We start from the raw sequence: 23,508 nt of genomic DNA, 5'->3' as shown, positions 1-23,508 counted from the left end.
GTCTCACCCGTTTTGACGTTTGAGCGTGTGGTACCGGGTTTGGTGCGCGAATAAAAGGCCGTGGCGCTCTTGTCTCGCGCGAAGGCGGCGGGTAGGAGGCAGGCGACCCGGCGCCAGGGTGCCGCCGGCAGACACGATGCAACGAGACAGGACGCGGCCATGAACATTCTCTTGATCGGATCGGGCGGGCGCGAGCATGCGCTGGCATGGGCGATTGCCAGGTCGCCGCGCACGACCCGTCTGTTCGCCGCGCCCGGAAACGCCGGCATCGCCGGGGAGGCGCAGTGCATCGCGCTCGACACCGCTGACGCCGCCGCCGTGATCGCCTTCTGCACGGCCGAGGACATCGGCCTCGTTGTCGTCGGCCCCGAGGCGCCGCTGGTCGAAGGTCTCGTCGATGCGCTCGAGGCCGCCGGGATCCGCGCCTTCGGTCCGAAACAGGCACCGGCGGCGCTCGAAGGCTCCAAGGGCTTCACCAAGGATCTCTGCGCGCGCTCCGATATTCCCACCGCCGCCTACGGGCGCTTCACCGATGCCGCCTCCGCACGCGCCTATGTTGAGAAAAACGGCGCGCCCATCGTCGTCAAGGCGGACGGACTGGCCGCCGGCAAGGGCGTGGTCGTCGCCGAGACGGTTGCGGACGCGCTTGCCGCCGTCGACGCCTGTTTCGACGGTGCCTATGGCGCGGCCGGGGCCGAGGTCGTCGTCGAGGAGTGTCTTGTCGGCGAGGAGGCGAGCCTCTTCGTGCTGTGCGACGGCAGCACGGGGCTCGCGCTTGCAAGCGCGCAGGATCACAAGCGCGTCGGCGACGGCGACACCGGTCCCAACACCGGCGGCATGGGCGCCTATTCGCCCGCGCCTGTGATGGACGAGGCGCTGACGGAGCGCGCCATGCGCGAGATCGTGCAGCCGACCCTCGACACGCTGCGCGCCGAGGGCATGCCCTTTACCGGCATTCTCTACGCCGGGCTGATGATCACTGCCGACGGGCCCAAATTGATCGAATACAACGTGCGATTCGGCGATCCGGAGTGCCAGGTGCTGATGATGCGCCTTCAGGACGACATCGTCGCGCTGATGGAGGCCGCCGTCGACGGCCGGCTTGCCGGCAAGACGCTGTCCTGGCGCGACGAGGTGGCGCTGACCGTGGTGCTGGCGGCAAACGGCTATCCGGGTGCTTACGAGAAGGGCAGCGAGATCAAGGGTCTCGACGCGCTTGCGGGCAGCGCGGAGGTGAAGGTGTTCCACGCCGGCACCCGGCGCGACGGCGCACGTATTCTGGCGAACGGCGGGCGCGTGCTCAATGTCACCGCGCTGGGAAAGACCGTGGCCGAGGCGCAGGCGCGCGCCTATGAGGCGGTCGCGCGCATCGACTGGCCGGACGGGTTCTGCCGCAGCGACATCGGCTGGCGGGCGGTCGAACGCGAAGAGGGCTGAGCGCGCGCCGCTCCGCCCTTGATGGCCCGCTCCAAAGCGGCCATGCTCACCGTCAAGCGGGCGCCCGACACGGCGCGCAGGCAAGGTGGAGGTGAGTGTGGGCGGCGAGTTGGCGGAGCTTTTTCCCGGATTTGAGGCAAGGCACGTGACCGGGGACGGCGCGGAGATCTTCTGCCGCATCAAGGGCAACGGCCCGCCGCTTCTGCTGCTGCACGGCTATCCGCAGACCCACGCCATGTGGCATCCGGTGGCCGACGCGCTTTCCCGCGATTTCACCATGGTGGTGGCGGATCTGCGCGGCTATGGCGCCTCCGACGCCCCTGAGGGCGATGCCGATCACGCGAATTATTCCAAACGCACGATGGCGCGCGACATGATCGCCGTGATGGCGGCGCTCGGGCACACGCGCTTCGCCGTCGCCGGGCACGACCGGGGCGGGCGCGTCGCCTATCGCATGGCGCTCGATCACCCCGACCGGCTGACCGCGCTTTGCGTGCTCGATATCCTGCCGACCTACGACTACTGGACGCGCATGGACTGGCGCTATGCCATGGCGATCTACCACTGGCTGTTCCTTGCCCAGCCCCGTCCCCTGCCGGAACGGCTGATCGCGGGCGATCCCGGCTTTTATCTCGATTACACGCTGGCGAGCTGGACGGCGGCGAAGGATCTCTCCGCCTTCGATGCGCGCGCGCTTGCAGCCTATCGCGCGTCGTTTTCGCAAGCGGCCCGCCAGCACGCGGCCTGCGAGGATTATCGCGCCGGCGCCACCGTCGACATGGAGCACGACAGTGCCGACCGCGCGGCCAGGCGCAGGATTTCCGTGCCGACGCTGGTGATTTACGGCAACGCCGGGATCGCCGGGAAGGCCTCGACCCCGCTCGACACCTGGACAAGCTGGGCGGACGATCTCTCCGGCGAAGGGATCGACGGCGGGCATTTCGTCGTGGAGGAAAACCCTGACGCCACGCTTGCCGCGTTGACGCGCTTTCTGAAGGCGCGCACGGGATCTGTGGCGTGACTGACGGCGTGAGCGGGGGCTTTGACCGGCAGGACGCCTTTTCCGGCACCAAGGCGGTGCCCGACGCGCTTGCCATCGACACGGAGCAGCTTTCCGCCTGGCTGGCCGATCATGTGCCGGGCTTTGCCGGTCGCTTGCAGGTCCGCCAGTTCAAGGGCGGCCAGTCGAACCCGACCTATCTGCTGGAAACGCCGGCCGCATCCTTCGTGCTCAGGCGCAAGCCGCCGGGCACCTTGCTCCCCTCCGCCCATGCGGTCGACCGGGAGTACCGGGTGATGAAGGCGCTGGGCGAGGCGGGTTTTCCCGTGCCCCACGTCATCGGTCACGAGACGGACGAAGGCGTCATCGGCACCGAGTTCTACGTGATGGACAAGGTGGAGGGGCGGATCTTCTGGGACCCGGCAATGCCGAAGGCGGAGAGGGCAGAGCGTGCCGCCGTCTACGGCGCGATGAACGCGACGCTGGCACGGCTCCACGGCTACGAGCCGGAGGCGCTGGGGCTTGGCGACTACGGCAAGCCGGAGGGCTATGTCGCGCGCCAGATCGCCCGCTGGTCGAAACAGTATCGCGCCTCGGAGACGGAAACGATCGCCGAGATGGACCGGCTGATCGACTGGCTGCCGACCCGGCTGCCGCAAGCGCAGCCGGCGCGCGTGGTGCATGGCGACTTCCGCCTCGACAATCTGATCGTCGCGCCGGAGACGCCCGAGGTCGCCGCCGTGCTCGACTGGGAGCTGTCGACGCTGGGCGATCCGGTTGCCGACTTCACCTATCACTGCATGCAATGGGTGATGCCGGAAGGCCCGGACGGCGCCGGCATCGGCACGCTCTCGGGCCAGGATCTGGAGGCACTCGGCCTGCCCGCGCTTGGCGACTACATCGCGTCTTACGAGCGGGCGACGGGGTTTCCGGTCGCGAAAGATCTCGACTTCTTCTTCGCCTACAACTTCTTCCGCATCGCCGCGATCCTGCAAGGCATCGCAGGCCGCGTGCGCGACGGCACGGCGACGAATGAAAACGCGGAGCAAATGGCGAAACAGATCCGCCCGCTCGCGGAAACGGCCTGGGGGTTCGCGCGGAAAGCGGGGGCGTGAGGGGGAGAGGGCATGCCGGCGTGACGATGCATCGGTTTTTTGCGCATGCATTTGTGCAAGCCAGCCGGTTTTCCTTGAAATCTGACGGGCGGTGTGATATCACTTTTGCAGGTATCCAGATCGACTGTAAGGAACCTTCCGCTGCTTCGGCAGTTCAACCGGGACGGTGAATAAGGCGAAAGCTGAAGAGAACGTCGAGATTGCCAAGGGGCTTACCTTCTTTGAAAGGTAGCCCCTTTGGTTTTTTAGCTAGAAAATTTTCTTTCCTTGTAGGGTAGCCATAATTGCGGCGGCGGCGGTGACCTTTTTTCCTTTGCTCGGTTGGTTGGCGTGGTAGGCACTTTCAACTCTCATGACCAAGCTGTGTCTTATCCCGTTGAGTTTGCCGCGTTCTTTTTTGAGAGTAAAGAACACCGTATACGCGGTGCCGTTCACGATTTTTGTTGCATTGTATAATCCAAAATTGCGATCGGATGCTGTCCAATAAAGTCGGTGCATCGGTAGTTCATTCAAGAAGGTGGGTAAGGTCTTCGACTCGTTGAAACGTTCCATATTGAATACGCGTGGTCGGTTTCCGTCCATGATCTGCATTAAATTTTCGGAATGACGCTGAGTGTCGAACTTTTCACTCCAGCAATGAGAAGAATAAATTACTTTAATTTTTATTTCATCTCCTTTTGGCAGGGAGATGTATATCACGTGCGGTAGAAGGTGTGGAACAGAGATCTCTTGATCGTCTATCTGTTCAGGTGCGACGGTATTTCCGTCGCTTCCGATCAAGGTTCCTGTCGATTCTATAATAAAACGGGGCAATTTTTTGCCTTCGTTGAACGTAAATTCGATACTAGTTTAAGTTATTATGAAATTTCAGTCATCAAAATATCGATGCGTGCGCAATATTGAATTTGTGTGCGTTGGTAAACTCATTTTATCAGCTCCTGGGAATGATTGGATATGGAACGCTGGATTGACGATGTCCCATATTTAAATCTCGGTGTTCGGTGGACTCTATAGCTCCCGCCGCCCGGCTTCACACAGCCGTGCCCCCCTGCAACGCTCGTGCGTTTGTCGACGTGGTTTGGATCCCGGATTAAGTCCGGGATGACGGCGGTCTGTGGGGGTAGTCTCCGACTGTACGACTTGCGATTGCGGGTCGCGCCATGCGGCTCACACCGCCGTTCCGCCGACCGTCATCTGGTTGATGCGCAGCGAGGGCTGGCCGACGCCGACGGGGACGCCCTGGCCCTGTTTGCCGCAGGTGCCGATGCCCGGATCGAGCGCCATGTCGTTGCCGACCGCCGCAATGCGGGTCATGGCTTCCGGGCCGTTGCCGATCAGCATGGCGCCCTTGATCGGTGCGCCGATCCTGCCGCCCTCGATCTTGTAGGCTTCGGTGCAGGAGAAGACGAACTTGCCGGAGGTGATGTCGACCTGGCCGCCGCCGAAGGAGACGGCATAGATCCCGTCCTTGACGCCTTCCAGGATCTCGCCCGGGTCGCGGTCGCCGGCGAGCATCACCGTGTTGGTCATGCGCGGCATCGGGATATGGGCGAAGGACTGCCGCCGGCCGTTGCCGGTGGAGGTGGTGCCCATGAGCCGGGCGTTCTGGCGGTCCTGCATGTAGCCGGTGAGGATGCCGTCCTCGATCAGCACGGTGCGGCTTGTCGGCGTGCCCTCGTCGTCGATGGTGAGCGACCCGCGCCGCCCGCCGATGGTGCCGTCGTCGACGATGGTGACGCCTTTCGAGGCGACGCGCTGGCCCATCAGGCCGGCGAAGGCGGAGGTCTTCTTGCGGTTGAAGTCGCCCTCAAGGCCGTGGCCGACGGCCTCGTGCAGGAGAATGCCGGGCCAGCCGTTGCCGAGCACCACGTCGAAACTGCCGGCCGGCGCCGGGATCGCCTCCAGGTTGACCAGCGCCTGGCGCAGCGCCTCGTCGACGGCGTGTTTCCAGCTTTCGTCGGTCACATAGGCGCCGACGCTGTCGCGCCCGCCGAAACCGTAGGAGCCGGATTCCTGACGCGTGCCGTCGCCGGCGACGACCGAAACGTTGAAGCGCACCAGCGGGCGGATGTCGCGCACCCGGTGGCCGTCGGCGCGCAGGATGTCGACCACCTGCCAGGAGGAGGCGAGCGAAACGGTGACCTGCCGCACCTTGGGATCGCGGGCGCGGGCATAGGCGTCGACGGTCTGCATCAGCGCGACCTTGTCGGCGAAGTCGGGCTGTGCCAGCGGGTTCACGTCGCTGTAGAGCTTTGCGTTGGTGCGCTGTGGTGCGGCCGCATAGGTGCCGGAGTGTCCCGAGGCGACGGCCCTGACGGCATCCGCGGCACGGGCAAGGGCTGCCTGCGAGATTTCGCCGGAATGGGCGTAGCCGGCGGCTTCACCCGCAACCGCGCGCAGCCCGAAGCCCTGCGAGGTGTCGTAGTTCGCGGCCTTGAGGCGGCCGTTGTCGAACACGAGGCCCTCGGTCTGGCGGTACTCGAGGAACAACTCGCCGTCGTCGGCGCCCGTCAGCGCCTCGCCCAGCATGGCGCGGGCGGTCGCCTCGCCGAGATCTCCGGTCGCGAGCAGGTCGATGTCGGTATCGGTCATGATGTCGGCTTTCGGTTGTGGCTGCGATCTCGTGGGGAAGATAGGCGCAATGGTGCCGTCTGCCCAGCCTTGCGGAGCCCGGCAGGACCGGCTGTGGCCTGTCGGTCCGTCAGATCGGGGCAACGGGCTGTGCCTTGGGGGACACGCGGCGGCGCAGCTCAGGCCGCGCCTTGGGGGACACGCGGCGGCGCAGCTCAGGCCGCGCCTTGGGAGACGCGCGGCGGCGCCAGCCCGGGCCGCGCTTCAGGGAAGCGCGGCGAAGCCGTCGGAAAAGCCGTTCAGCGAGATCGGAATGCCGATGCCTTCTTCCGGTGTCTGGAAGATCACGAAGGTCGCGGCCTGGCCCTGCTGCATTTTCTGGATCAGGTCGTCCTGCATCACCACTTCGACGATGCAGCCGTTCGGCAGGCAGCGTACGAAGCCGGCGCGGCCGACATCGGCGTTGTCGACACGCAGTCCGAGGCCCATAGGCAACAGCACGCCAAGCGGGGCGAGAACGCGCAGCAGGCGCGATTCCTTGTCGGCGGTCTTGAGAACGATGACCGACAGGCCGACGTTCTCGCGGTCGTCCGCCGTCACGTTCTGGATGAGAGCGCATTGCTCTTCCTGGGCGCCGGCCGGCGTGTCGCAGCGCATTTGCCAGTCACCATGGACGGAGCGCACGGCGCCCTGCGCGATTGCCGTGGTGCCGGAGCCCGCGACATGGGCGAGAACGACGCCGGCGATCGCAAGGGCGCGGAGAAGCGGGTTCGATCTGAAAGGCACAGGCTGGGCTCCGGTTTCTGCGGCAAGACTTCTGGTTACAGGCACGCCGCCCGCCCGCGGCGGTGGTCCGCTTCGCGCGGCATGGCTGCATGAACGTTGGGGACCGCACGATCCTGTGTTGATTCGCACGGCGCGGCGCTCCCTTCGGTTTTCAACCCTTGAAATGCGGAATTCAAGGCGAAACGGTGACGATGGCGGCAGGTCCGCGTCTGAGGGGCGCGCAGGGCGCGGTTTTTCTGCTGTTGCGCAGGGGCAACATTGGCAATTGGGCGTGAATTTTGTCATTCATGAAAGGAGTCCATTGCGCAACGCGGCGGCTTGTGGTTTTTCAAGCCGACTTTGACCTCGATCAAGCGCGAATGCGGCCATTTGCCGCTCCTCGGGACGGGACCTCGCGCGGTATGTACCGCTCGGAGTAGAGTTCCCGGCAGTGTCTTGAACGCTGGGCGAGGCGGACTTTCGGCCCGCCGCCATATGAGTGGCATGGTCACGGACCGGGGCGCGGGGCGCCGGCGGTTCTCGAGTGAATGATGAAAATCGACCCGGACCTCACCTGAAGGTCGGGTCAGGAAGGGAGACCGGACGTGACACAGTTGGTCAAGCGTCTGACGATGATCGGCGCGGCGATCGCCGCGCTCAGCGGATTTGCCGGCGGCGCGTTCGCTGCGCAGCCCACCGAGTGGCAGATGGGCTTCCAGCCCTCGGTCACGAGCGTGATGGACGACATCACCTGGTTCAACAACTTCACGCTGGTGATCGTCACGGTGATCACGCTGTTCGTTGTGGCGCTGTTGCTGTGGTGCGTCTTCCGTTTCAACAAGCGGGCCAATCCGACACCGTCGCGCACGTCGCACAACACCATGATCGAAGTGGTGTGGACGCTGGCGCCGATCCTGATCCTGGTCATGATCTCGATTCCCTCCTTCCGTCTGCTGTACAAACAGGTCGAGATTCCGGAATACGACATGACCGTGAAGGCGACCGGCCTGCAGTGGGCCTGGAGCTATGCCTACGCCGACGAGGGCATGGAGGACGTGATTCTCGATTCCTACATGCTCGACAATGAGGGTCGCGCCGAAAAGGCCGCCCAGTTCGACCGTCCGGCGGAAGAGTTCCCGCGGCTTCTCGCCGTCGACTACGAGATGGTCGTTCCGGTGAACAAGGTCGTTCGTGTGCAGGTCACCGCCGCCGACGTGCTGCATTCCTTCGCCCTGCCGGCCTTCGGCGTGAAGATGGACGCCGTTCCGGGGCGTTTGAACGAGACCTGGTTCAAGGCCGAGAAGACCGGCATCTATTATGGCCAGTGTTCGGAGCTTTGCGGCAAGGACCATGCCTTCATGCCGATCGCCATTCGCGTGGTCGAGGAAGAGCAGTACCAGGCGTGGGCGGAAGCCGCCAAGGACGACGTCGATGTCGCCAACGAGCAGCTGATGGCGTCGATCAACGCCGCCGCCGAGACCGCCGATGCCGGCGAAGGCAAACTGGATGTCGCGGCGCGCTGATCGCGCGCCGCCGAACCGCAATTCCGCAGGCCATGACGCCTGTGGCCGAGATCCGACCGCGGTGACTGTCCCGGTCGGGCGACTGTGAAAGAGGGAGCTGGAAGATGGCCTATGCAGCGCACGCGCAAGGCGACCATGACCATCCGACCGGATGGACGCGCTGGGTCTATTCGACCAACCACAAGGATATCGGCGTTCTGTATCTGATCTTCGCGATCATCGCCGGCATCATCGGCGGCGCGCTCAGTGTCGGCATCCGCATGGAACTGCAGGCGCCGGGGATGCAGATTTTCTCCGACGCGCACATGTTCAATGTGTTCACCACCTCGCATGGCCTGATCATGATCTTCTTCATGGTGATGCCGGCGCTGATCGGCGGGTTCGCCAACTTCTTCGTGCCGATCATGATCGGCGCGCCGGACATGGCCTTCCCGCGGATGAACAACATCTCGTTCTGGCTGCTGCCGCCGGCGTTCGTGCTGCTGCTGCTGTCCCTTTTCGTGGAGGGGCCTCCGGGCGCCAACGGCGTCGGGGGTGGCTGGACGATCTATCCGCCGCTGTCGACCTCCGGCCAGCCGGGACCGGCGATGGATCTCGCGATCCTGTCGCTGCACATTGCCGGCGCCTCGTCGATCCTTGGTGCGATCAATTTCATCACCACGATCTTCAACATGCGCGCGCCGGGCATGACGCTGCACAAGATGCCGCTCTTCGCCTGGTCCGTGCTGGTGACGGCCTTCCTGCTGGTCCTGTCGCTCCCGGTTCTCGCCGGCGGCATCACCATGCTCCTGACCGACCGCAACTTCGGAACGGCCTTCTTCGATCCGGCCGGTGGCGGTGATCCGATCCTGTTCCAGCATCTGTTCTGGTTCTTCGGTCACCCGGAAGTGTACATCATGATCCTGCCGGCCTTCGGCATCGTCAGTCACATCATTTCCACCTTCGCCCGCAAGCCGATCTTCGGCTATCTCGGCATGGCCTACGCCATGGTCGCGATCGGCGTCGTCGGCTTCATCGTCTGGGCCCACCACATGTACACCGTCGGTCTCGACGTGGACACGCAGGCCTATTTCGTCGCGGCGACGATGGTCATCGCGGTCCCGACCGGCGTGAAGATCTTCTCCTGGATCGCCACCATGTGGCAGGGGTCGATTTCCTTCAAGACGCCGATGCTTTGGGCCGTGGGTTTCATCATCCTGTTCACCATCGGCGGCGTCACGGGCGTGCAGCTCGCCAACGCCGGTCTCGACCGGGCGATGCACGACACCTATTACGTCGTGGCGCACTTCCACTACGTGCTGTCGCTCGGCGCCGTGTTCGGCATCTTCGGAGCCTGGTACTACTGGTTCCCGAAAATGTTCGGCTACATGTACAACGAGACGATCGGCAAGGCCCATTTCTGGATCACCTTCGTGGGCGTGAACCTGGTGTTCTTCCCGCAGCACTTCCTCGGGCTCGCCGGCATGCCGCGTCGCTATGTCGACTATCCCGATGCGATGGCGGGCTGGAACGCGGTCTCCTCCTACGGGTCCTACATCTCGGCCTTTGCGGTCCTGGTGTTCCTGGTGGGCATCGCCGAAGCCTTCACGAAGAAGCGCGTCGCGGGCGACAATCCGTGGGGCGAAGGTGCGACGACGCTGGAGTGGACGCTGTCCTCGCCCCCGCCGTACCACCAGTTCGAGACCCTGCCGCGCATCCGCTGAGGCGCGCCACGGTTTCTTGAAGAGTGGACCGCGCCGGCCCCGTGCCGGCGCGGTCATCGTCCGGCGGATCGCGAGCCGGCCCTGTCGCCGCAACGCCTGCAACCGCCAGCCGAACGGATCCGGACCGGTTCCGGACCGCGAACGTGCCGAAAGGGCCGGGCTGCGTGCCGGGCCATGAACGTGAAAGACCTGCTTGATGTCGCTTGCCGAAATCCAGGACACGACGCTTGACGAAACCGGCTTCGGTGGAGGCCAGGGCGAGGTCGGCGATTACATCGCGCTGTTGAAGCCGCGGGTGATGTCGCTCGTCATCTTCACCGCCTTCGTCGGCATGCTGATCGCCCCGGGCGGGATCCATCCGGTCCTGGGCGCCGTTGCGATCCTGTGCATTGCCATCGGCGCCGGCGCCTCGGGCGCTTTGAACATGTGGTACGACGCCGACATCGACGCCGTCATGTCGCGGACCAAGGGCCGTCCCGTTCCAGCCGGCAAGGTGACCGCGCACGAAGCGCTGGTCTTCGGCCTGACGCTTTCGGCCTTTTCCGTTCTGGTGCTCGGGCTTGCGGTGAACTGGTTTGCCGCCGGTTTTCTCGCCTTCACCATCTTCTTCTATGCCGTGATCTACACGATGTGGCTGAAACGGGCGACGCCGCAAAACATCGTTATCGGCGGGGCCGCCGGCGCGTTTCCTCCGATGATCGGCTGGGCGGCCGTCACCGGAAGCGCCTCGCTTGAAAGCGTCGTGCTGTTCCTGATCATCTTCATGTGGACGCCGCCGCATTTCTGGGCGCTGTCGCTGTTCAAGCGCGGCGACTACGAAAGCGCACGCATCCCGATGTTGCCGGTCGTGGCCGGTGAGGATGCGACCCGCCGCCAGATCCTGGCCTATTCCCTTCTGCTTGCGCCTGTCGGCGTCGCGCCGGCGCTGCTTGGGTTCGCCTCGCCGGTCTATGGCGCGGTCGCGGGCGTTCTCGGCGCGGCCTTCGTCTGGTACGCGGTCAAGGTGTTTCGCGAGCGCGAGGGCGATGCGGCACGCAACGCCGCGGTGCAGCTCTTCAAGTTCTCGCTGCTCTACCTCTTCCTCGTGTTCGCCCTGCTGCTCGGCGATAGCGTGGTTGCGTCTCTCGTTACGGGAAGTCTCGCATGAGCAACGACGACAAGGACGGCATTCGCCTGAGCGACGACCAGAAGCGGCGCCAGCGTGGACGATCCATCGCCATCGGTCTCGCGCTCGCGGGGCTTGTGGTGCTTTTCTACCTCGTGACGCTGGTCAAGATGGGACCCGGTGTTCTCGACAAGGGCATGTATTGAGGAGGTGAGCGACATGACGCGCGAATCTGATTCGACCTCGCAGCAAAGTGGCGCGCAGCCCGCGTCCCACGCGAGCAGCGACAGCCGCCTGCAGCGGTCCAATCGCCGTGTTGCAATCGCTGTCTTGGGCGGCGTCGTCGCGATGACGGGCATGGCCTATGCGGCGGTGCCGCTCTATGAGCTCTTTTGCCAGGTGACCGGCTACGGCGGCACGACGCAGCGCGCCGACGCTTCCTACGGCGAGGTCATCGACCGCGAGATCACGGTTCGCTTCGACGGCAACGTCAATTCGGCGCTGCCCTGGAAGTTCGGTCCCCAGGTGCGGACCGTCACGCTCAAGATGGGCGAGACCACACAGATGGCCTATGCGGCGACGAACGAAGGTGCGGCGACCACGGTCGGAACGTCGACCTTCAACGTAACGCCTTTCGAGGCGGGCGCCTATTTCAACAAGATCGACTGCTTCTGCTTCACCGAGCAGCCGCTGGCCTCGGGCGAAAGCATCGACATGCCGGTGGTGTTCTTCATCGATCCGGACATGGACAAGGACCCGGCGCTGAAGCACATCAAGGAGATCACGCTCTCCTATACGTTCTTCCCGGCGAGAGAGCCGGAAACACCCGTAGCGGCGCGGGCGGAAACGTCGGCAAACCGCGACAACCTATAACTTTGCAAGCCCGCGAAACGCGCGGCAACCGTTGAAAGATCGGGGGAGACACCCATGGCGCACGCCAAGAACCACGACTACCATCTTGTCGATCCGAGCCCCTGGCCGTTTCTTGGCGGCGTCGGCGCCTTCGTCATGGCGCTCGGGGCGATCGGCCTGTTCAAATACGTGCAGGACAAGGACTTTCTTTTGTTCGGCGTCAATCTCGCCGGCTGGGGCATCTTTGCCGTCGGAACGCTGATCGTTCTCTACGTGATGTATGGCTGGTGGCGCGACACGGTGCGCGAGTCGCTTGCCGGTGACCACACGCCGGTTGTTCAGCTGCACCTGCGCTACGGCATGCTGCTGTTCATCGCCTCGGAAGTCATGTTCTTCGTGGCCTGGTTCTGGGCTTTCTTCGACGCCTCGCTTTTCACAAACGACGCGGCGCAATTCGCCCGGGTCGAGGCGACCGGCGGTGTCTGGCCGCCCGAGGGCATTGCGACCTTCGATCCCTGGCACCTGCCGCTGCTCAACACGCTGATCCTTTTGACCTCGGGCACCACGGTCACCTGGGCGCATCACGCATTGCTGCACAACGACCGCGAGGGCCTGAAGTGGGGCCTGACGCTCACCGTGCTGCTCGGCGTTCTGTTCTCCTTCGTGCAGGCCTATGAGTACAGCCATGCAGCCTTCGCCTTCTCCGGCTCGATCTACGGCGCGACCTTCTACATGGCGACCGGTTTCCACGGCTTCCACGTGATCGTCGGCACCATCTTCCTGCTGGTCTGCCTGATCCGGGCCTCGATGGGCCAGTTCACGCCGCAAAAGCACTTCGGCTTCGAGGCGGCGGCCTGGTACTGGCATTTCGTCGACGTGGTGTGGTTGTTCCTCTTTGTGTCGATTTACGTGTGGGCCGCCGGTCCCTCGCACTGACGCGGGCCTGCGCGTGCCCGCCCGGGCGCGCCACCCACCCGAAGCTTCAGCGTCCGCGGCGGTTCCCACCGTCGCGGACGTTTCGTTTTGCCGGATTGAAATCGGGACGGAGTGTTTTCCGGAAGGGGCCCCTGCATCAATCTGTCGGCTGGACAAATCCGTCTCCAGCCATCATCAGGCCGCAACACGCGCGTTGGGGCGATTTGCGGCAACCGTCAGGCGCCGGGCGCGTTGACCACGGGTCCCGTCGGGCCGGGGCGGGACGACTTGTGCTGGAAAGGCAAACGCCATGACCGAAACCGAAACCGAAAAGGCGGCCACAGTCGTCGACCAGGCGCAGTTCCCCGAACAGGCCATCTTGCGCACAGGCCTGCGCGGGCGGTGCCCGCGCTGCGGTCAGGGCCGCTTGTTCGACGGCTTCCTGACGGTCCGGCCGGCCTGTTCCAATTGCGGTCTGCCCTTCGAATTCGCCGACAGCGGAGACGGGCCGGCTGTGTTCATCATCATGATCGTCGGTTTCATCGTCGTCGGTCTGGCGCTGGTGATCGAGGTTGCCTACATGCCGCCGATCTGGCTGCACATGGTTCTCTGGCTCCCGCTGACGCTGATTCTGGGGCTTGGCATGTTGCGGCCGCTCAAGGGACTGATGATCGCCCAGCAGTACCGCCACAGTGCCGAGGAGGCCCGTCTTGACGACCGATAATCCGCGCACATCGGACGAGACGTCTGGAAAACCCGCCCGTTCGCTTGCCCGCCGCCTGATCTGGCCGGTGCTGGCGACGGCGGCCGCCTTTGCGATCCTGCTGACTCTCGGCTCCTGGCAGGTGGCCCGGCTGAACTGGAAGCTCGCCCTGATCGAACGAGTCGAAACGCGGATCGATGCCGCACCGGTCGCCGCTCCGGGGCCGGATGACTGGCCGGCGCTGGAAACCGATGCCTGGGACTATCGTCCGGTCGAGGTGCGCGGGCGCTATCTCGACGGCGAGGTCTACTACTATATCGCCCTCAGCGATGCGCGCGGACCGGTGGGCGGCCCGGGCTATTTCGTCTATGCGCCGTTCCGGACCGAGGACGGTTTCGTGGTGATGGTCAATCGCGGTTTCGTGCCCGATGGCCGCAGACTGCCGGACACGCGCGCGGACAGTGCGCCGCCTGACGGGGAGGTCACGCTCACCGGTTTGTGGCGTCGCGACGAGCGCGGCAACATGTTCACGCTGGAGGCTTCGAACGGCATCTGGTTCGTGCGCGATGCCCGCGAGATGGCGGCTGCGCTCGGTGTCACGGGATCGGATACGCCCGTGGCCCCCTACACGATCGATGCAAGGGCGCGTCATACGCCGGCCTCGGGCCTGCCGCAGGCGGGAGAGACCATCGTCAGCTTCACCAATAATCACCTGCAATATGTGGTGACCTGGTACGGGCTGGCGTTTGTGCTTCTGGCGGTTTTTTTCGCGTATGCGCGCGGTGAAATCCGGCGCGGACGCGACTGAGCCAGCGCGGCGGCGAATGGCGCCCGGCGCAATGCGCCGGGCGCTGCAGATCAGAGCTGGTTGAGGATCTCGGCCGCGCCGGAGGCCTCGGCGGTGCCCGGTGTGTCCTCGACGTTGAGCGTCTTGACCACACCGTCTTCGACGATCATCGAGTAACGCTTTGAGCGCACGCCCATGCCGAAGCCGGAGGCATCGAGTTCGAGGCCCAGGGCCTTGGTGAAGTCCGCGCTGCCGTCGGCGAGGAAATGGATCTTGCCGGCGCCGCTGCTGGCCTTGGCCCAGGCGTCCATCACGAACACATCGTTGACCGAGACGACGGCAATGTCGTCGACGCCCTTGGCGCGGATCGTGTCGGCATGCTCGACGAAGCCCGGCAGGTGGTTGAGGTGACAGGTCGGCGTGAAGGCACCCGGCACCGCAAACAGGACGACGGTCTTTCCGGAAAACAGCTCCGCCGTGGTTGTTTCGGCCGGCCCGTCGGCGGTCATGATCTTGAACGTCGCGTCGGGAAGCTTGTCCCCAGCCTTGATGGTCATTGAAAATCTCCGGATTGATGCGGGAATGTCATGGCGCTGCCGGCAGCACCGGGCAGCACCCCTCACATAGGGTGCGATCCGCTCCCCGTCGAGTGCGGTGTCGGTTCGCGTCGAGGCGGTGGCACAAACCGTCTCAGCGTGGATCCAGCGTGTCGGCGTCGACGTCATGGTGGATGGCGCCAGCGCCATTGACCAGCACCAGCCGCAAGGGGCGCCCGTCGTCGGTGCGGGCGAGGCCATGCGTGGACAGGGCGTAGACGGCGCGCGTTCCGTCGCGCTCGACGAGGCGCGGCACCTCGTTGTAAGAGCCGTCCGCGCCTTGTGCGAAAAGGTCGGCATCGAGGTTTCCGCCCGCCAGTGCGACCTCGACCGTCAGTGTGCGTTCCCCGTTTTCATCCGCCGGTCCGGCCTTCACGCGGGAGATGCGCGGCGGCGTGTCGCCTTGCGGCTTCGGCGTGGCGAGGCGCGCGCTGGTGATGGCCATGCGGTGCGGCAAGGTGTCGGCCACCGGCGGAACGTCCAGCGACAGCGATGCCTCCGCCGGAACGCAGATGTCGCTGCACACCCCGAACAGGACGTCGGCGGCAAGTGTCGCCGTGCCGTCCGTCTCTTCCAGCCGGAAATCGATCGGCAGGACCACGCGGTTCTTGTAGATGATCGAGGTGGAAGTGCCGTCGTCGTAGCGTTTCGGGGCAGGGTAGGAGAGCCGCGCCCCTGCGATGCCCGAAGAGCGGCCGAAGTCGGCCATCGTCGGGAGGCCGGCCTCTCCCGGAAAACGCCAATAGGTGTACCAGCCGGGCTCCAGGACGATTTCGAGTGCTGCATCGGTGCGCTCCGGCGCGCCGGGCGCGCCGATGGCGATCATCCGGATCTTGCCGCCCGTCACGATTTGCCAGTCGGTTTCGGCTGCGTTGGCGGCGGTGGCGACCGCGATGAAGGCGAGCATCGAAAACAGGCGACGAACGAAGGTCATTGGGTTCTGGTCCTGACGAGATCGATCTCTTCCACTGTTGCCGGAAAAAGCCGCATCGGTCCACCGTGTCGCCGGCCAATTTCGCGTGTTCGCCCGCCCAAGTGCGGACGCGTCGAAGCTCCGTCGTTATGCGAGCGGTTAACATTCGCCCGGAGGCAGCGTACAATAACATGTGTCGAAACCTGCGCCGGCGAGGTCGGACTTGCGATGGATGGCCGGCACGGTCGGACTTGCGGTGGATGGCGCTCGGACTTGCGATGGATGAATGTGACGCGGGACGAAATGGCGGACAGTGATTTTCTGACGGGACGGCTTTTGATTGCCATGCCGCAGATGGAGGACGAGCGGTTCGCGCATGCCGTCATCTATCTGTGTTCGCATTCGGCCGACGGTGCGATGGGAATCGTCGTAAATCAGCCTGCCGCGAACCTGACCTTTCCCGACCTCCTGCGTCAGCTGGACCTCATTCCGGAGGGCGAGGACATCGTGCTTCCGAACCTGGCGACGCGCATGCAGGTGCATCGTGGCGGCCCGGTGGAGACCGGGCGCGGCTTCGTCCTGCATTCGCAGGATTTCATCATCGACAATTCCACGATGCTCATCCAGGACGGCATCTGCCTGACGGCGACGCTCGACATCCTGCGCGCCATTGCCGAAGGCCGCGGCCCGAGCGAGGCCATGCTGGCGCTCGGCTATGCCGGCTGGGGCGCGGGACAACTGGAAACGGAGATCCAGGAAAACGGCTGGATCATCGCCCCGGCGGACAGCGCGATCCTGTTCGATGGCGCGGTCGATAGCAAATGGGACCGTGCGCTCGCCAAACTGGGCATCAGCCCCGGGATGCTGTCGAGCGAAGCCGGCCACGCCTGAGCCTTCATTCCGACGGCCAACGCGCTTGCCCGTTCCGGGCCGGGGCGATAGTGTGCGCGATGGTTCGCCCGCGCTCACCCCTCGTCACCGAAGGCAGGGGCATCCGCGCGCCGGGGAGCCGGGACCAACAAACGTCAAGCGACGATCCGCCGTCCGTCGGCTGCGGATCACAACACACCGCGCCGCAACGGCCGGGTGACAGCGGGCCGGTCTTCCGTGGCGGAGGGTGGTGCGCGAGGCGCATATGGGCCGCCCTGGACGATCGAACTGGAAGGACGTCGCCACCGTGAAATATGTCAGTACGAGGGGCGAGGCTCCTGAGCTGGGCTTTGCAGATGTTCTTCTGACCGGGCTTGCTGCCGACGGCGGGCTCTATGTGCCGAAATCCTGGCCGGTTCTGTCGCGCGAGACCATCGCGGGCTTTGCCGGCAAGCCGTATGCTGAGGTCGCCGAGGCGGTGATCGCGCCGTTTGTGGGCGACGACATCGACCGCGCGACCCTGTCGCGGATGATCCGCGAGGCCTATGCCGAATTCCGCCATCCGGCGGTGACGCCGCTGGTTCAGCTGGCGCCGAACCGCTTCGTGATGGAACTGTTCCACGGCCCGACGCTTGCCTTCAAGGATGTCGCCATGCAGCTGCTCGGGCGGCTGATGGACCATGTGCTCGCCGAACGCGGCCAGCGCGCCACCATCGTCGGCGCGACGTCGGGCGACACCGGCGGCGCGGCCATCGAGGCCTTCCGCGGGCGCGCGCGCACCGACATCTTCATTCTCTTTCCCGACGGGCGCGTTTCCGACGTCCAGCGCCGCCAGATGACGACGCCGACGGAGGACAATGTCCACACGCTGGCCCTGTCTGGCACCTTCGACGACTGCCAGACCATCGTGAAGGGCATGTTCACCCATGCCGCCTTCCGCGACCAGGTGCAGCTTGCTGGTGTCAACTCGATCAACTGGGCCCGCATCGTTGCCCAGGTCGTCTACTACTTCGTAGCCGGCGCCGCGCTCGGCGCGCCGCATCGTCCGGTGTCCTTCACCGTGCCGACGGGGAATTTCGGCGATATCTTCGCAGGCTTCGTTGCCGCGCAAATGGGCCTGCCGATCGAACGGCTGGTGATCGCCACCAATTCCAACGACATTCTCACCCGCACGCTGGAAAGCGGTGCTTACGAGACGCGCGGCGTGATGCCGACCATCGCGCCGTCGATGGACATCCAGATCTCCTCGAACTTCGAGCGGCTTCTGTTCGAGGTGCACGGGCGCGACGGCGGCGAGATCCGCCGGCTGATGGCCCGCCTCGGGCAGTCGGGAGGTTTCACCCTTGCCGGGCCGGGGCTGGAGGCGATCCGCGAGACCTTCGATGCCGGGCGCGCCAGCGAGGCGGAGATCTCCGCGACCATCGCGCGGACGCTTGAGGAGAGCGGCTACCTGCTCGACCCTCACACCGCGATTGGCGTGCATGTTGCCGAGCGGCAATCGGCCGGAGAGGCGCCGATGGTGGTGCTGGCGACCGCGCATCCGGCGAAATTCCCGGACGCGGTGGAGGCGGCCTGCGGCGTGCGCCCCGCGCTGCCACCGTCGCTCGCGCCGATGATGCAGGCGCCGGAACGTTTCGAACGCCTCGATGCGACGCGCGAAAGCGTCGAGGCACATATTCTGTCCACGGCCCGCGCGGTCGGACTGGAGGTTGGCTGATGAATGTACGCACGACCCGGCTCGAAAACGGCCTGAGGGTCGTGACGGACACGATGCCCCACTTGCGCACCGCCGCACTGGGGGTCTGGGTCGAGGCGGGGTCGCGCTCTGAACGGCCGGAGCAGAACGGCATCACCCATCTGCTTGAACACATGGCCTTCAAGGGCACGGCGACCCGCTCGGCGCGGCGCATCGCCGAGGAGATCGAGGCGGTCGGGGGTGAACTTAACGCCGCGACCAGCGTCGAGCACACCAATTACCATGCCCGCGTGCTGGCCGAGGACGTGCCGCTCGCTGTCGACATGATCGCCGACATCCTGCAGAACTCCGCCTTCGACGAAGAAGAGCTGGCGCGCGAAAAACACGTCATTCTCCAGGAGCTCGGCGCGGCGCACGACACGCCCGACGACAAGGTCTTCGACCAGTTCCAGGAGACCGCCTGGGCGCGCCAGGCCATCGGGCGGCCGATCCTCGGCACGCGCGAAACGGTGATGAGCTTCACGCCGGACGATCTTCGCACCTATCTGGCCGACCACTACCGGGCTGACAACATGGTGCTGGCGGCGGCCGGCGCGGTCGACCACGATGCGCTGGTGGAGCTTGCCCGTGACCGCTTTTCCGGCCTGTCGTCCAAGGCCTCGCCCGATCTCGCGCCGGCCCATTACACCGGGGGCACCGGTCGCATCGAGCGCGACCTGATGGAAGTTCAGCTCGTGCTCGGCTTCGAAGGCCAGCCCTACAAGGCGCCGGACTATTACGCGGTGCAGGTTCTGGCGTCCGTGATGGGCGGGGGCATGTCGTCGCGCCTGTTCCAGGAAATCCGCGAGCGGCTCGGCCTTTGCTACGCGATCTATTCCTTCCACTGGGCGTTTCGCGACACCGGCGTCTTCGCCATCCACGCGGCGACGGGCGAGGAGGATGTGGCAAAGCTCTTCCCGGCGCTGATGGAGGAGCTTGCGGGCGCGGCCGCCGGCATCGCCCAGGACGACCTCGACCGCGCCAAGGCGCAGATCCGCGCCGGCCTGATGATGTCGCTGGAAAGCCCCGCCGCGCGGGCCGGGCAGATCGCCCGGCAGTTGATGATCCACGACCATGTCATGTCGCTTGAGGAGATCCAGAAACGGATCGACAAGGTGACGCTCGATTGTCTCAAGCGGGTGGCGGCCACGACCTTCGCCACTGTACCGACCCTGTCGACGGTGGGGCCGGCCAGTGTCGTCCTCAGCGCCGACGACGTTGCACAAAGCCTTGGGCACCGGTTGGCGCGGGCCGTCGGCGCCTGAACGAAACGGAGGCCGCCATGTCGTTTCTGCGGGGGCTCGGAGGACATGAAGCGGCGCGCGTTCTCGTCGGCGACGGCGTTCGCCTGCGCGCACCGGCGCCGCATGACCATGCCGACTGGGCGCGTCTGCGCGAGGAAAGCCGGGGATTTCTCCAGCCCTGGGAGCCAATGTGGGCGCGCGACGAACTGACCCGCGCTGCCTATCGCCGCCGCCTGCGCCGCTATGCCCGCGAGATCCGCGACGACCGCACCTATCCGTTCTTCATCTTCCGTGCCTGTGACAATGCATTGATCGGCGGCGTCACCCTGTCGAACCTGCGCCGGGGCGTCGCGCAGACCTGCGTGCTCGGCTACTGGATGGGCGCTCCCCATGCGGGCCGGGGGTACATGAGCGCGGCCGTGCGCACGGTGGTCGCCTTTGCCTTCGGCGATCTCGCGCTCCACAGGATCGAGGCGGCCTGCCTTCCTCACAATGCGCCGTCGCGCCGTCTCCTTGAAAAGGCCGGATTTCAGGTCGAAGGCTTCGCCCGCCGCTACCTGCGCATCGCAGGTGACTGGCAGGATCATGTGCTGTTCGCGCGCCTCTCCAGCGATCCCGACCCGTTCATGGACGGTCGCGAGGTTGAAGCCCGGCTCTCGCCGGTCTGGCGGGGGCAGGGTGCGGGCAGTTCCGGCCAGCCAGACGGCCAGAAAGAAATCTTGTGACATGGTCCGGATGCCGATATGTGTCCGCGACATCGTTAAGGCAAAATCTCAGCGGGTAATACGGTTGCGTTTCCTGAAAGTTTTCCTCCTCGTGCTGTCCGCGTGGCTTGCCACCCTGGCTCCGGTCGCCGCGCTGGAGGCTGTCGAGGTGCCCGCAAACGCCGACGCCATCGACCTGACGTCGGCCGTCGATCTCTATTCCGGCACGGGAGCGAGCCTGCAGGTGTCGACGGCGCCCGGCGCCGACGGGATCGTGCGCCGCATCGAGGTGAACTCCCGCGACGACGAAAACACCAGCTGGGCGGTCTTCGCGCTGTCGAACCCCGGCGACGAGCAGATCGACCGGCTGATCGTTGCGCCCTTCTTCCAGCTTGTCGGCTCGCGGTTGATCTGGCCGGACCTCGGCGCGTCGCGCATCGCCTCGATCACGCCGAGCCAGGGGATCGCCCCGGAACGCCAGTCGAGCCAGGAGGCGGACGTCTTTCTGGTCACGCTGGATCCGGGCGCGGTCGTCACCTATGTCGTGGAACTGAGAACCGAGACCCTGCCGCAGATCCGCCTGTGGGAGCCGGATGTCTACAAGGACACGGTGAATGCCTATACGCTCTATCGCGGCATCATCCTCGGTATTTCCGGACTTCTGGCGCTGTTCCTGACCATCCTCTTCGTGGTCAAGGGAACGATCATGTTCCCGGCGACCGCGACGCTTGCATGGTCGGTGCTTGCCTATCTGACCATCGACTTCGGCTTCTGGAACAAGGTGCTGCAGATCACTCCCGGCAACGAGCAGCTTTACCGCGCCTGCGCGGAGGTTGCGCTGGCCGCAAGCCTGATCATCTTCCTTTATGCCTATCTCAACCTGAACCGCTGGCACATCCGCTACAGCCATCTGGCGCTGGCGACGCTGATTCTCGTCCTCGGGCTTCTGGGGGTTGCTGTCTGGGACCCCTCGGTCGCCGCCGGCATCGCGCGCATCTCGCTCGGCATCATCGGCGTGCTCGGCTTTGCGATCATCATCGCGCTGGTGGTCCAGGGCTACGACCGGGCGATCATGCTGGTGCCCACATGGGTCCTGCTCCTGTCCTGGCTCGTCGGCGCGGGGATGACGGTCACCGGCGCGCTCGCCAACGACATCGTGCAGCCGGCGCTTGCCGGCGGGCTCGTGCTCGTCGTGCTCCTGATCGGCTTTACGGTGATGCAGCATGCTTTCGCCGGCGGCGCCATTGCCCAGGGGCTGATTTCCGACGTCGAGCGGCGCGCGCTGGCGCTGACGGGCTGCGGCGACATCATCTGGGACTGGGACATCGACCGCGACCGCATTTCCACCGGCAACGAGGTGGAAGAACTGCTCGGCCTCAAGCAGGGCCTTCTGGAAGGTCCGGCGCGCGACTGGCTCGACATCCTGCACCCGCAGGACCGCGACACTTTCCGCGGCACGCTGGACGCGGTGATCGACCAGCGCCGGGGCCGGATCTCGCAGGCCTTCCGCCTGCGCTCCGAGGACGGCCATTACCGCTGGTTCCGCCTGCGCGCGCGTCCGATCATCGGCTCCGACGGGGAGGTCATCCGTTGCGTCGGCACGCTGCTCGACATCACCGAGCAGAAGGTGACCGAGGAGCGGCTGCTGCATGACGCGGTGCACGACAATCTGACCGGCCTGCCGAACCGCGAGCTTTTCCTCGACCGGTTGCAGGCGGCGCTTGCCAGGGCCCGCGCGGAGGGCCTCGCGCGGCCCTCGATCCTGATGATCGATCTCGACCGCTTCAAGCAGGTCAATGATTCCATCGGCCTGTCGGCCGGCGACAGCATCCTGCTGACGGTCGCACGCCGGATCTCGCGCCAGCTCAAGCCGCAGGATGCACTCGCCCGGCTGAGCGGCGATACCTACGGGTTGTTGTTGCTGTCCGAGCAATCCGCCGACCGGGTCGCCGCTTTCGCCGATGCGATCCGCCGGGCCGTGCGCTCGCCGATCACCTTCGGCGACCAGGAGGTCTTCCTGACCTCATCGGTGGGCATTGCCATCTACGAGGGCGACGACAGCGACGTCGGCGCACCGGCAATGATGCGCGAGGCCGACATGGCGATGAACCATGCCAAGCGCATGGGCGGGGACCGTGTCGAGGTGTTCCGTCCCTCGCTGCAGTCGAGCGGGGCCAGCCGGGTGGAGCTGGAGGCGGATCTGCGCAAGGCGCTCAACACCGACGGGATCACCGTCTTCTACCAGCCGATCGTGCGTCTGGCGGACCGCTCCATTGCCGGCTTTGAGGTGCTGGCGCGCTGGAACCATCCGCGCCGCGGGGCGATCTCGCCGACCGAATTCATTCCGATTGCCGAGCAGTCGGGCCTGATCAACGAGTTGGGCCTCTTCGTGCTCGACCGCTCCGCGCGGCAACTGTCGGAATGGCAGTCGAAATTCCGGGTCCCTGTTCCCCATTTCATCAGCGTCAACGTCTCCTCGCTCCAGCTCCTGCGCCACGACCTGATCAATGACGTCAAGCAGGTGCTGTCGCGCTCCTCGCTCGCACCGGGAACGCTGAAGCTGGAACTCACCGAATCCGTGGTGATGGCCAATCCGGAATATTCCGCGCGCATGCTGGAGCGGCTGCGTGCGCTCGGCGCCGGCCTGTCGCTCGACGACTTCGGCACCGGCTATTCCTCGCTGAGCTACCTGCAGCGCTTCCGCTTCGACACCATCAAGGTCGACCAGTCCTTCGTGCGGCCGAACGGGCGCAGTGCGCGGCCCGTGATCCTGCGCTCGATCATCGCGCTCGGACACGACCTCGGCATGCAGGTGGTGGCGGAAGGGGCCGAGACGGAGTCGGATTCGCTGGAGCTGCATCAGCTCGGCTGCGAATTCGCGCAAGGGTTCCTCTACGGTCAGCCGATGGAGGCCTCCGAGGCAACGAAGCTGCTTCAGGCGGAAATGGAAGCGCTCAGCGCCTGACGCGC

General features: G+C 65.3%; 21 protein-coding genes. 16 read left to right on the top strand and 5 right to left on the bottom strand.

The genetic code is table 11. The annotated features are described in order from the left end of the window. Positions 1-159: 159 nt before the first annotated feature. From purD to G572_RS0121475, 3 genes are all read left to right on the top strand, one after another. Positions 160-1,437 (top strand): phosphoribosylamine--glycine ligase, encoded by a 1,278-nt coding sequence (purD, locus tag G572_RS0121485; RefSeq protein ID WP_029060223.1) that lies wholly within the window; start codon positions 160-162, stop codon positions 1,435-1,437. A gap of 145 nt (positions 1,438-1,582) precedes the next feature. Beyond that, positions 1,583-2,458 (top strand): alpha/beta fold hydrolase, encoded by an 876-nt coding sequence (locus tag G572_RS0121480; protein ID WP_245566270.1) that lies wholly within the window; start codon positions 1,583-1,585, stop codon positions 2,456-2,458. Between the two features lie 8 nt (positions 2,459-2,466). Then, positions 2,467-3,552: a phosphotransferase family protein gene (locus G572_RS0121475; RefSeq protein WP_037547853.1), complete on the top strand. Its 1,086-nt coding sequence runs from the start codon at positions 2,467-2,469 to the stop codon at positions 3,550-3,552. Between the two features lie 249 nt (positions 3,553-3,801). On the opposite strand, the gene G572_RS26400 is transcribed toward G572_RS0121475, so the two are convergent. From G572_RS26400 to G572_RS26735, 3 genes are all read right to left on the bottom strand, one after another. Beyond that, positions 3,802-4,332 carry a hypothetical protein gene (locus G572_RS26400; RefSeq protein ID WP_156884781.1) on the bottom strand — a complete coding sequence of 177 codons (531 nt, stop codon included), beginning with the start codon at positions 4,330-4,332 and terminating at the stop codon, positions 3,802-3,804. 387 nt (positions 4,333-4,719) lie between these two features. Continuing rightward, positions 4,720-6,144 (bottom strand): metalloprotease TldD, encoded by a 1,425-nt coding sequence (gene tldD, locus G572_RS0121470; protein WP_029060220.1) that lies wholly within the window; start codon positions 6,142-6,144, stop codon positions 4,720-4,722. 243 nt (positions 6,145-6,387) lie between these two features. Beyond that, positions 6,388-6,870 (bottom strand): invasion associated locus B family protein, encoded by a 483-nt coding sequence (locus G572_RS26735; protein ID WP_245566285.1) that lies wholly within the window; start codon positions 6,868-6,870, stop codon positions 6,388-6,390. 650 nt (positions 6,871-7,520) lie between these two features. Between G572_RS26735 and coxB the strand changes: the two genes are divergently transcribed. The 8 genes from coxB to G572_RS0121425 all read left to right on the top strand — a co-directional run bounded on the left by coxB (position 7,521) and on the right by G572_RS0121425 (position 14,497). Then, positions 7,521-8,411 (top strand): cytochrome c oxidase subunit II, encoded by an 891-nt coding sequence (gene coxB / locus G572_RS0121460; protein ID WP_037547559.1) that lies wholly within the window; start codon positions 7,521-7,523, stop codon positions 8,409-8,411. Between the two features lie 104 nt (positions 8,412-8,515). Continuing rightward, on the top strand, positions 8,516-10,114 hold the full coding sequence (ctaD, locus tag G572_RS0121455; protein ID WP_029060217.1) for a cytochrome c oxidase subunit I: 1,599 nt from the start codon (positions 8,516-8,518) through the stop codon (positions 10,112-10,114). 196 nt (positions 10,115-10,310) lie between these two features. Then, positions 10,311-11,261 (top strand): heme o synthase, encoded by a 951-nt coding sequence (locus tag G572_RS0121450; protein ID WP_029060216.1) that lies wholly within the window; start codon positions 10,311-10,313, stop codon positions 11,259-11,261. After that, positions 11,258-11,425 carry a hypothetical protein gene (locus tag G572_RS26490; protein ID WP_169391353.1) on the top strand — a complete coding sequence of 56 codons (168 nt, stop codon included), beginning with the start codon at positions 11,258-11,260 and terminating at the stop codon, positions 11,423-11,425. Before G572_RS0121450 ends, G572_RS26490 begins: the two co-directional genes overlap by 4 nt. Before the next feature lie 13 nt (positions 11,426-11,438). Beyond that, on the top strand, positions 11,439-12,092 hold the full coding sequence (locus G572_RS0121440) for a cytochrome c oxidase assembly protein (RefSeq protein ID WP_029060215.1): 654 nt from the start codon (positions 11,439-11,441) through the stop codon (positions 12,090-12,092). Positions 12,093-12,146: 54 nt separating this feature from the next. Next, complete coding sequence (locus G572_RS0121435) at positions 12,147-13,007, top strand: cytochrome c oxidase subunit 3 (protein ID WP_029060214.1); 861 nt, start codon at positions 12,147-12,149, stop codon at positions 13,005-13,007. Positions 13,008-13,296: 289 nt separating this feature from the next. Beyond that, complete coding sequence (locus tag G572_RS0121430; RefSeq protein ID WP_029060213.1) at positions 13,297-13,710, top strand: DUF983 domain-containing protein; 414 nt, start codon at positions 13,297-13,299, stop codon at positions 13,708-13,710. Beyond that, positions 13,697-14,497 carry an SURF1 family protein gene (locus tag G572_RS0121425; protein ID WP_156884779.1) on the top strand — a complete coding sequence of 267 codons (801 nt, stop codon included), beginning with the start codon at positions 13,697-13,699 and terminating at the stop codon, positions 14,495-14,497. Before G572_RS0121430 ends, G572_RS0121425 begins: the two co-directional genes overlap by 14 nt. A 50-nt stretch (positions 14,498-14,547) precedes the next feature. Here the strand turns inward: G572_RS0121425 and G572_RS0121420 are convergent, their stop codons facing one another. After that, positions 14,548-15,033 (bottom strand): peroxiredoxin, encoded by a 486-nt coding sequence (locus G572_RS0121420; RefSeq protein WP_029060211.1) that lies wholly within the window; start codon positions 15,031-15,033, stop codon positions 14,548-14,550. A 133-nt stretch (positions 15,034-15,166) separates the two neighbouring features. Next, positions 15,167-16,006: a protein-disulfide reductase DsbD domain-containing protein gene (locus G572_RS25730; RefSeq protein WP_051242897.1), complete on the bottom strand. Its 840-nt coding sequence runs from the start codon at positions 16,004-16,006 to the stop codon at positions 15,167-15,169. A gap of 282 nt (positions 16,007-16,288) precedes the next feature. On the opposite strand from G572_RS25730, the gene G572_RS0121410 reads away from it, so the two are divergent. From G572_RS0121410 to G572_RS0121390, 5 genes are all read left to right on the top strand, one after another. Further along, positions 16,289-16,876 carry a YqgE/AlgH family protein gene (locus G572_RS0121410; protein WP_245566269.1) on the top strand — a complete coding sequence of 196 codons (588 nt, stop codon included), beginning with the start codon at positions 16,289-16,291 and terminating at the stop codon, positions 16,874-16,876. A 286-nt stretch (positions 16,877-17,162) separates the two neighbouring features. Beyond that, positions 17,163-18,572, top strand: a complete 1,410-nt coding sequence (gene thrC / locus G572_RS0121405) for a threonine synthase (RefSeq protein ID WP_029060209.1) — start codon at positions 17,163-17,165, stop codon at positions 18,570-18,572. Then, positions 18,572-19,855 carry a M16 family metallopeptidase gene (locus G572_RS0121400; RefSeq protein WP_029060208.1) on the top strand — a complete coding sequence of 428 codons (1,284 nt, stop codon included), beginning with the start codon at positions 18,572-18,574 and terminating at the stop codon, positions 19,853-19,855. Before thrC ends, G572_RS0121400 begins: the two co-directional genes overlap by 1 nt. 17 nt (positions 19,856-19,872) lie before the next feature. After that, on the top strand, positions 19,873-20,559 hold the full coding sequence (locus G572_RS25170; RefSeq protein ID WP_084650425.1) for a GNAT family N-acetyltransferase: 687 nt from the start codon (positions 19,873-19,875) through the stop codon (positions 20,557-20,559). 64 nt (positions 20,560-20,623) lie between these two features. Next, positions 20,624-23,503, top strand: a complete 2,880-nt coding sequence (locus G572_RS0121390; RefSeq protein WP_029060207.1) for an EAL domain-containing protein — start codon at positions 20,624-20,626, stop codon at positions 23,501-23,503. Positions 23,504-23,508: the final 5 nt, after the last annotated feature.

The organism is Stappia stellulata DSM 5886 (assembly GCF_000423705.1).
GTDB classification, from domain to species: Bacteria; Pseudomonadota; Alphaproteobacteria; order Rhizobiales; family Stappiaceae; genus Stappia; species Stappia stellulata.
The sequence above is the reverse complement of the archived record's forward strand: the minus strand, read 5'-3'. Positions and strand labels throughout refer to the sequence as shown.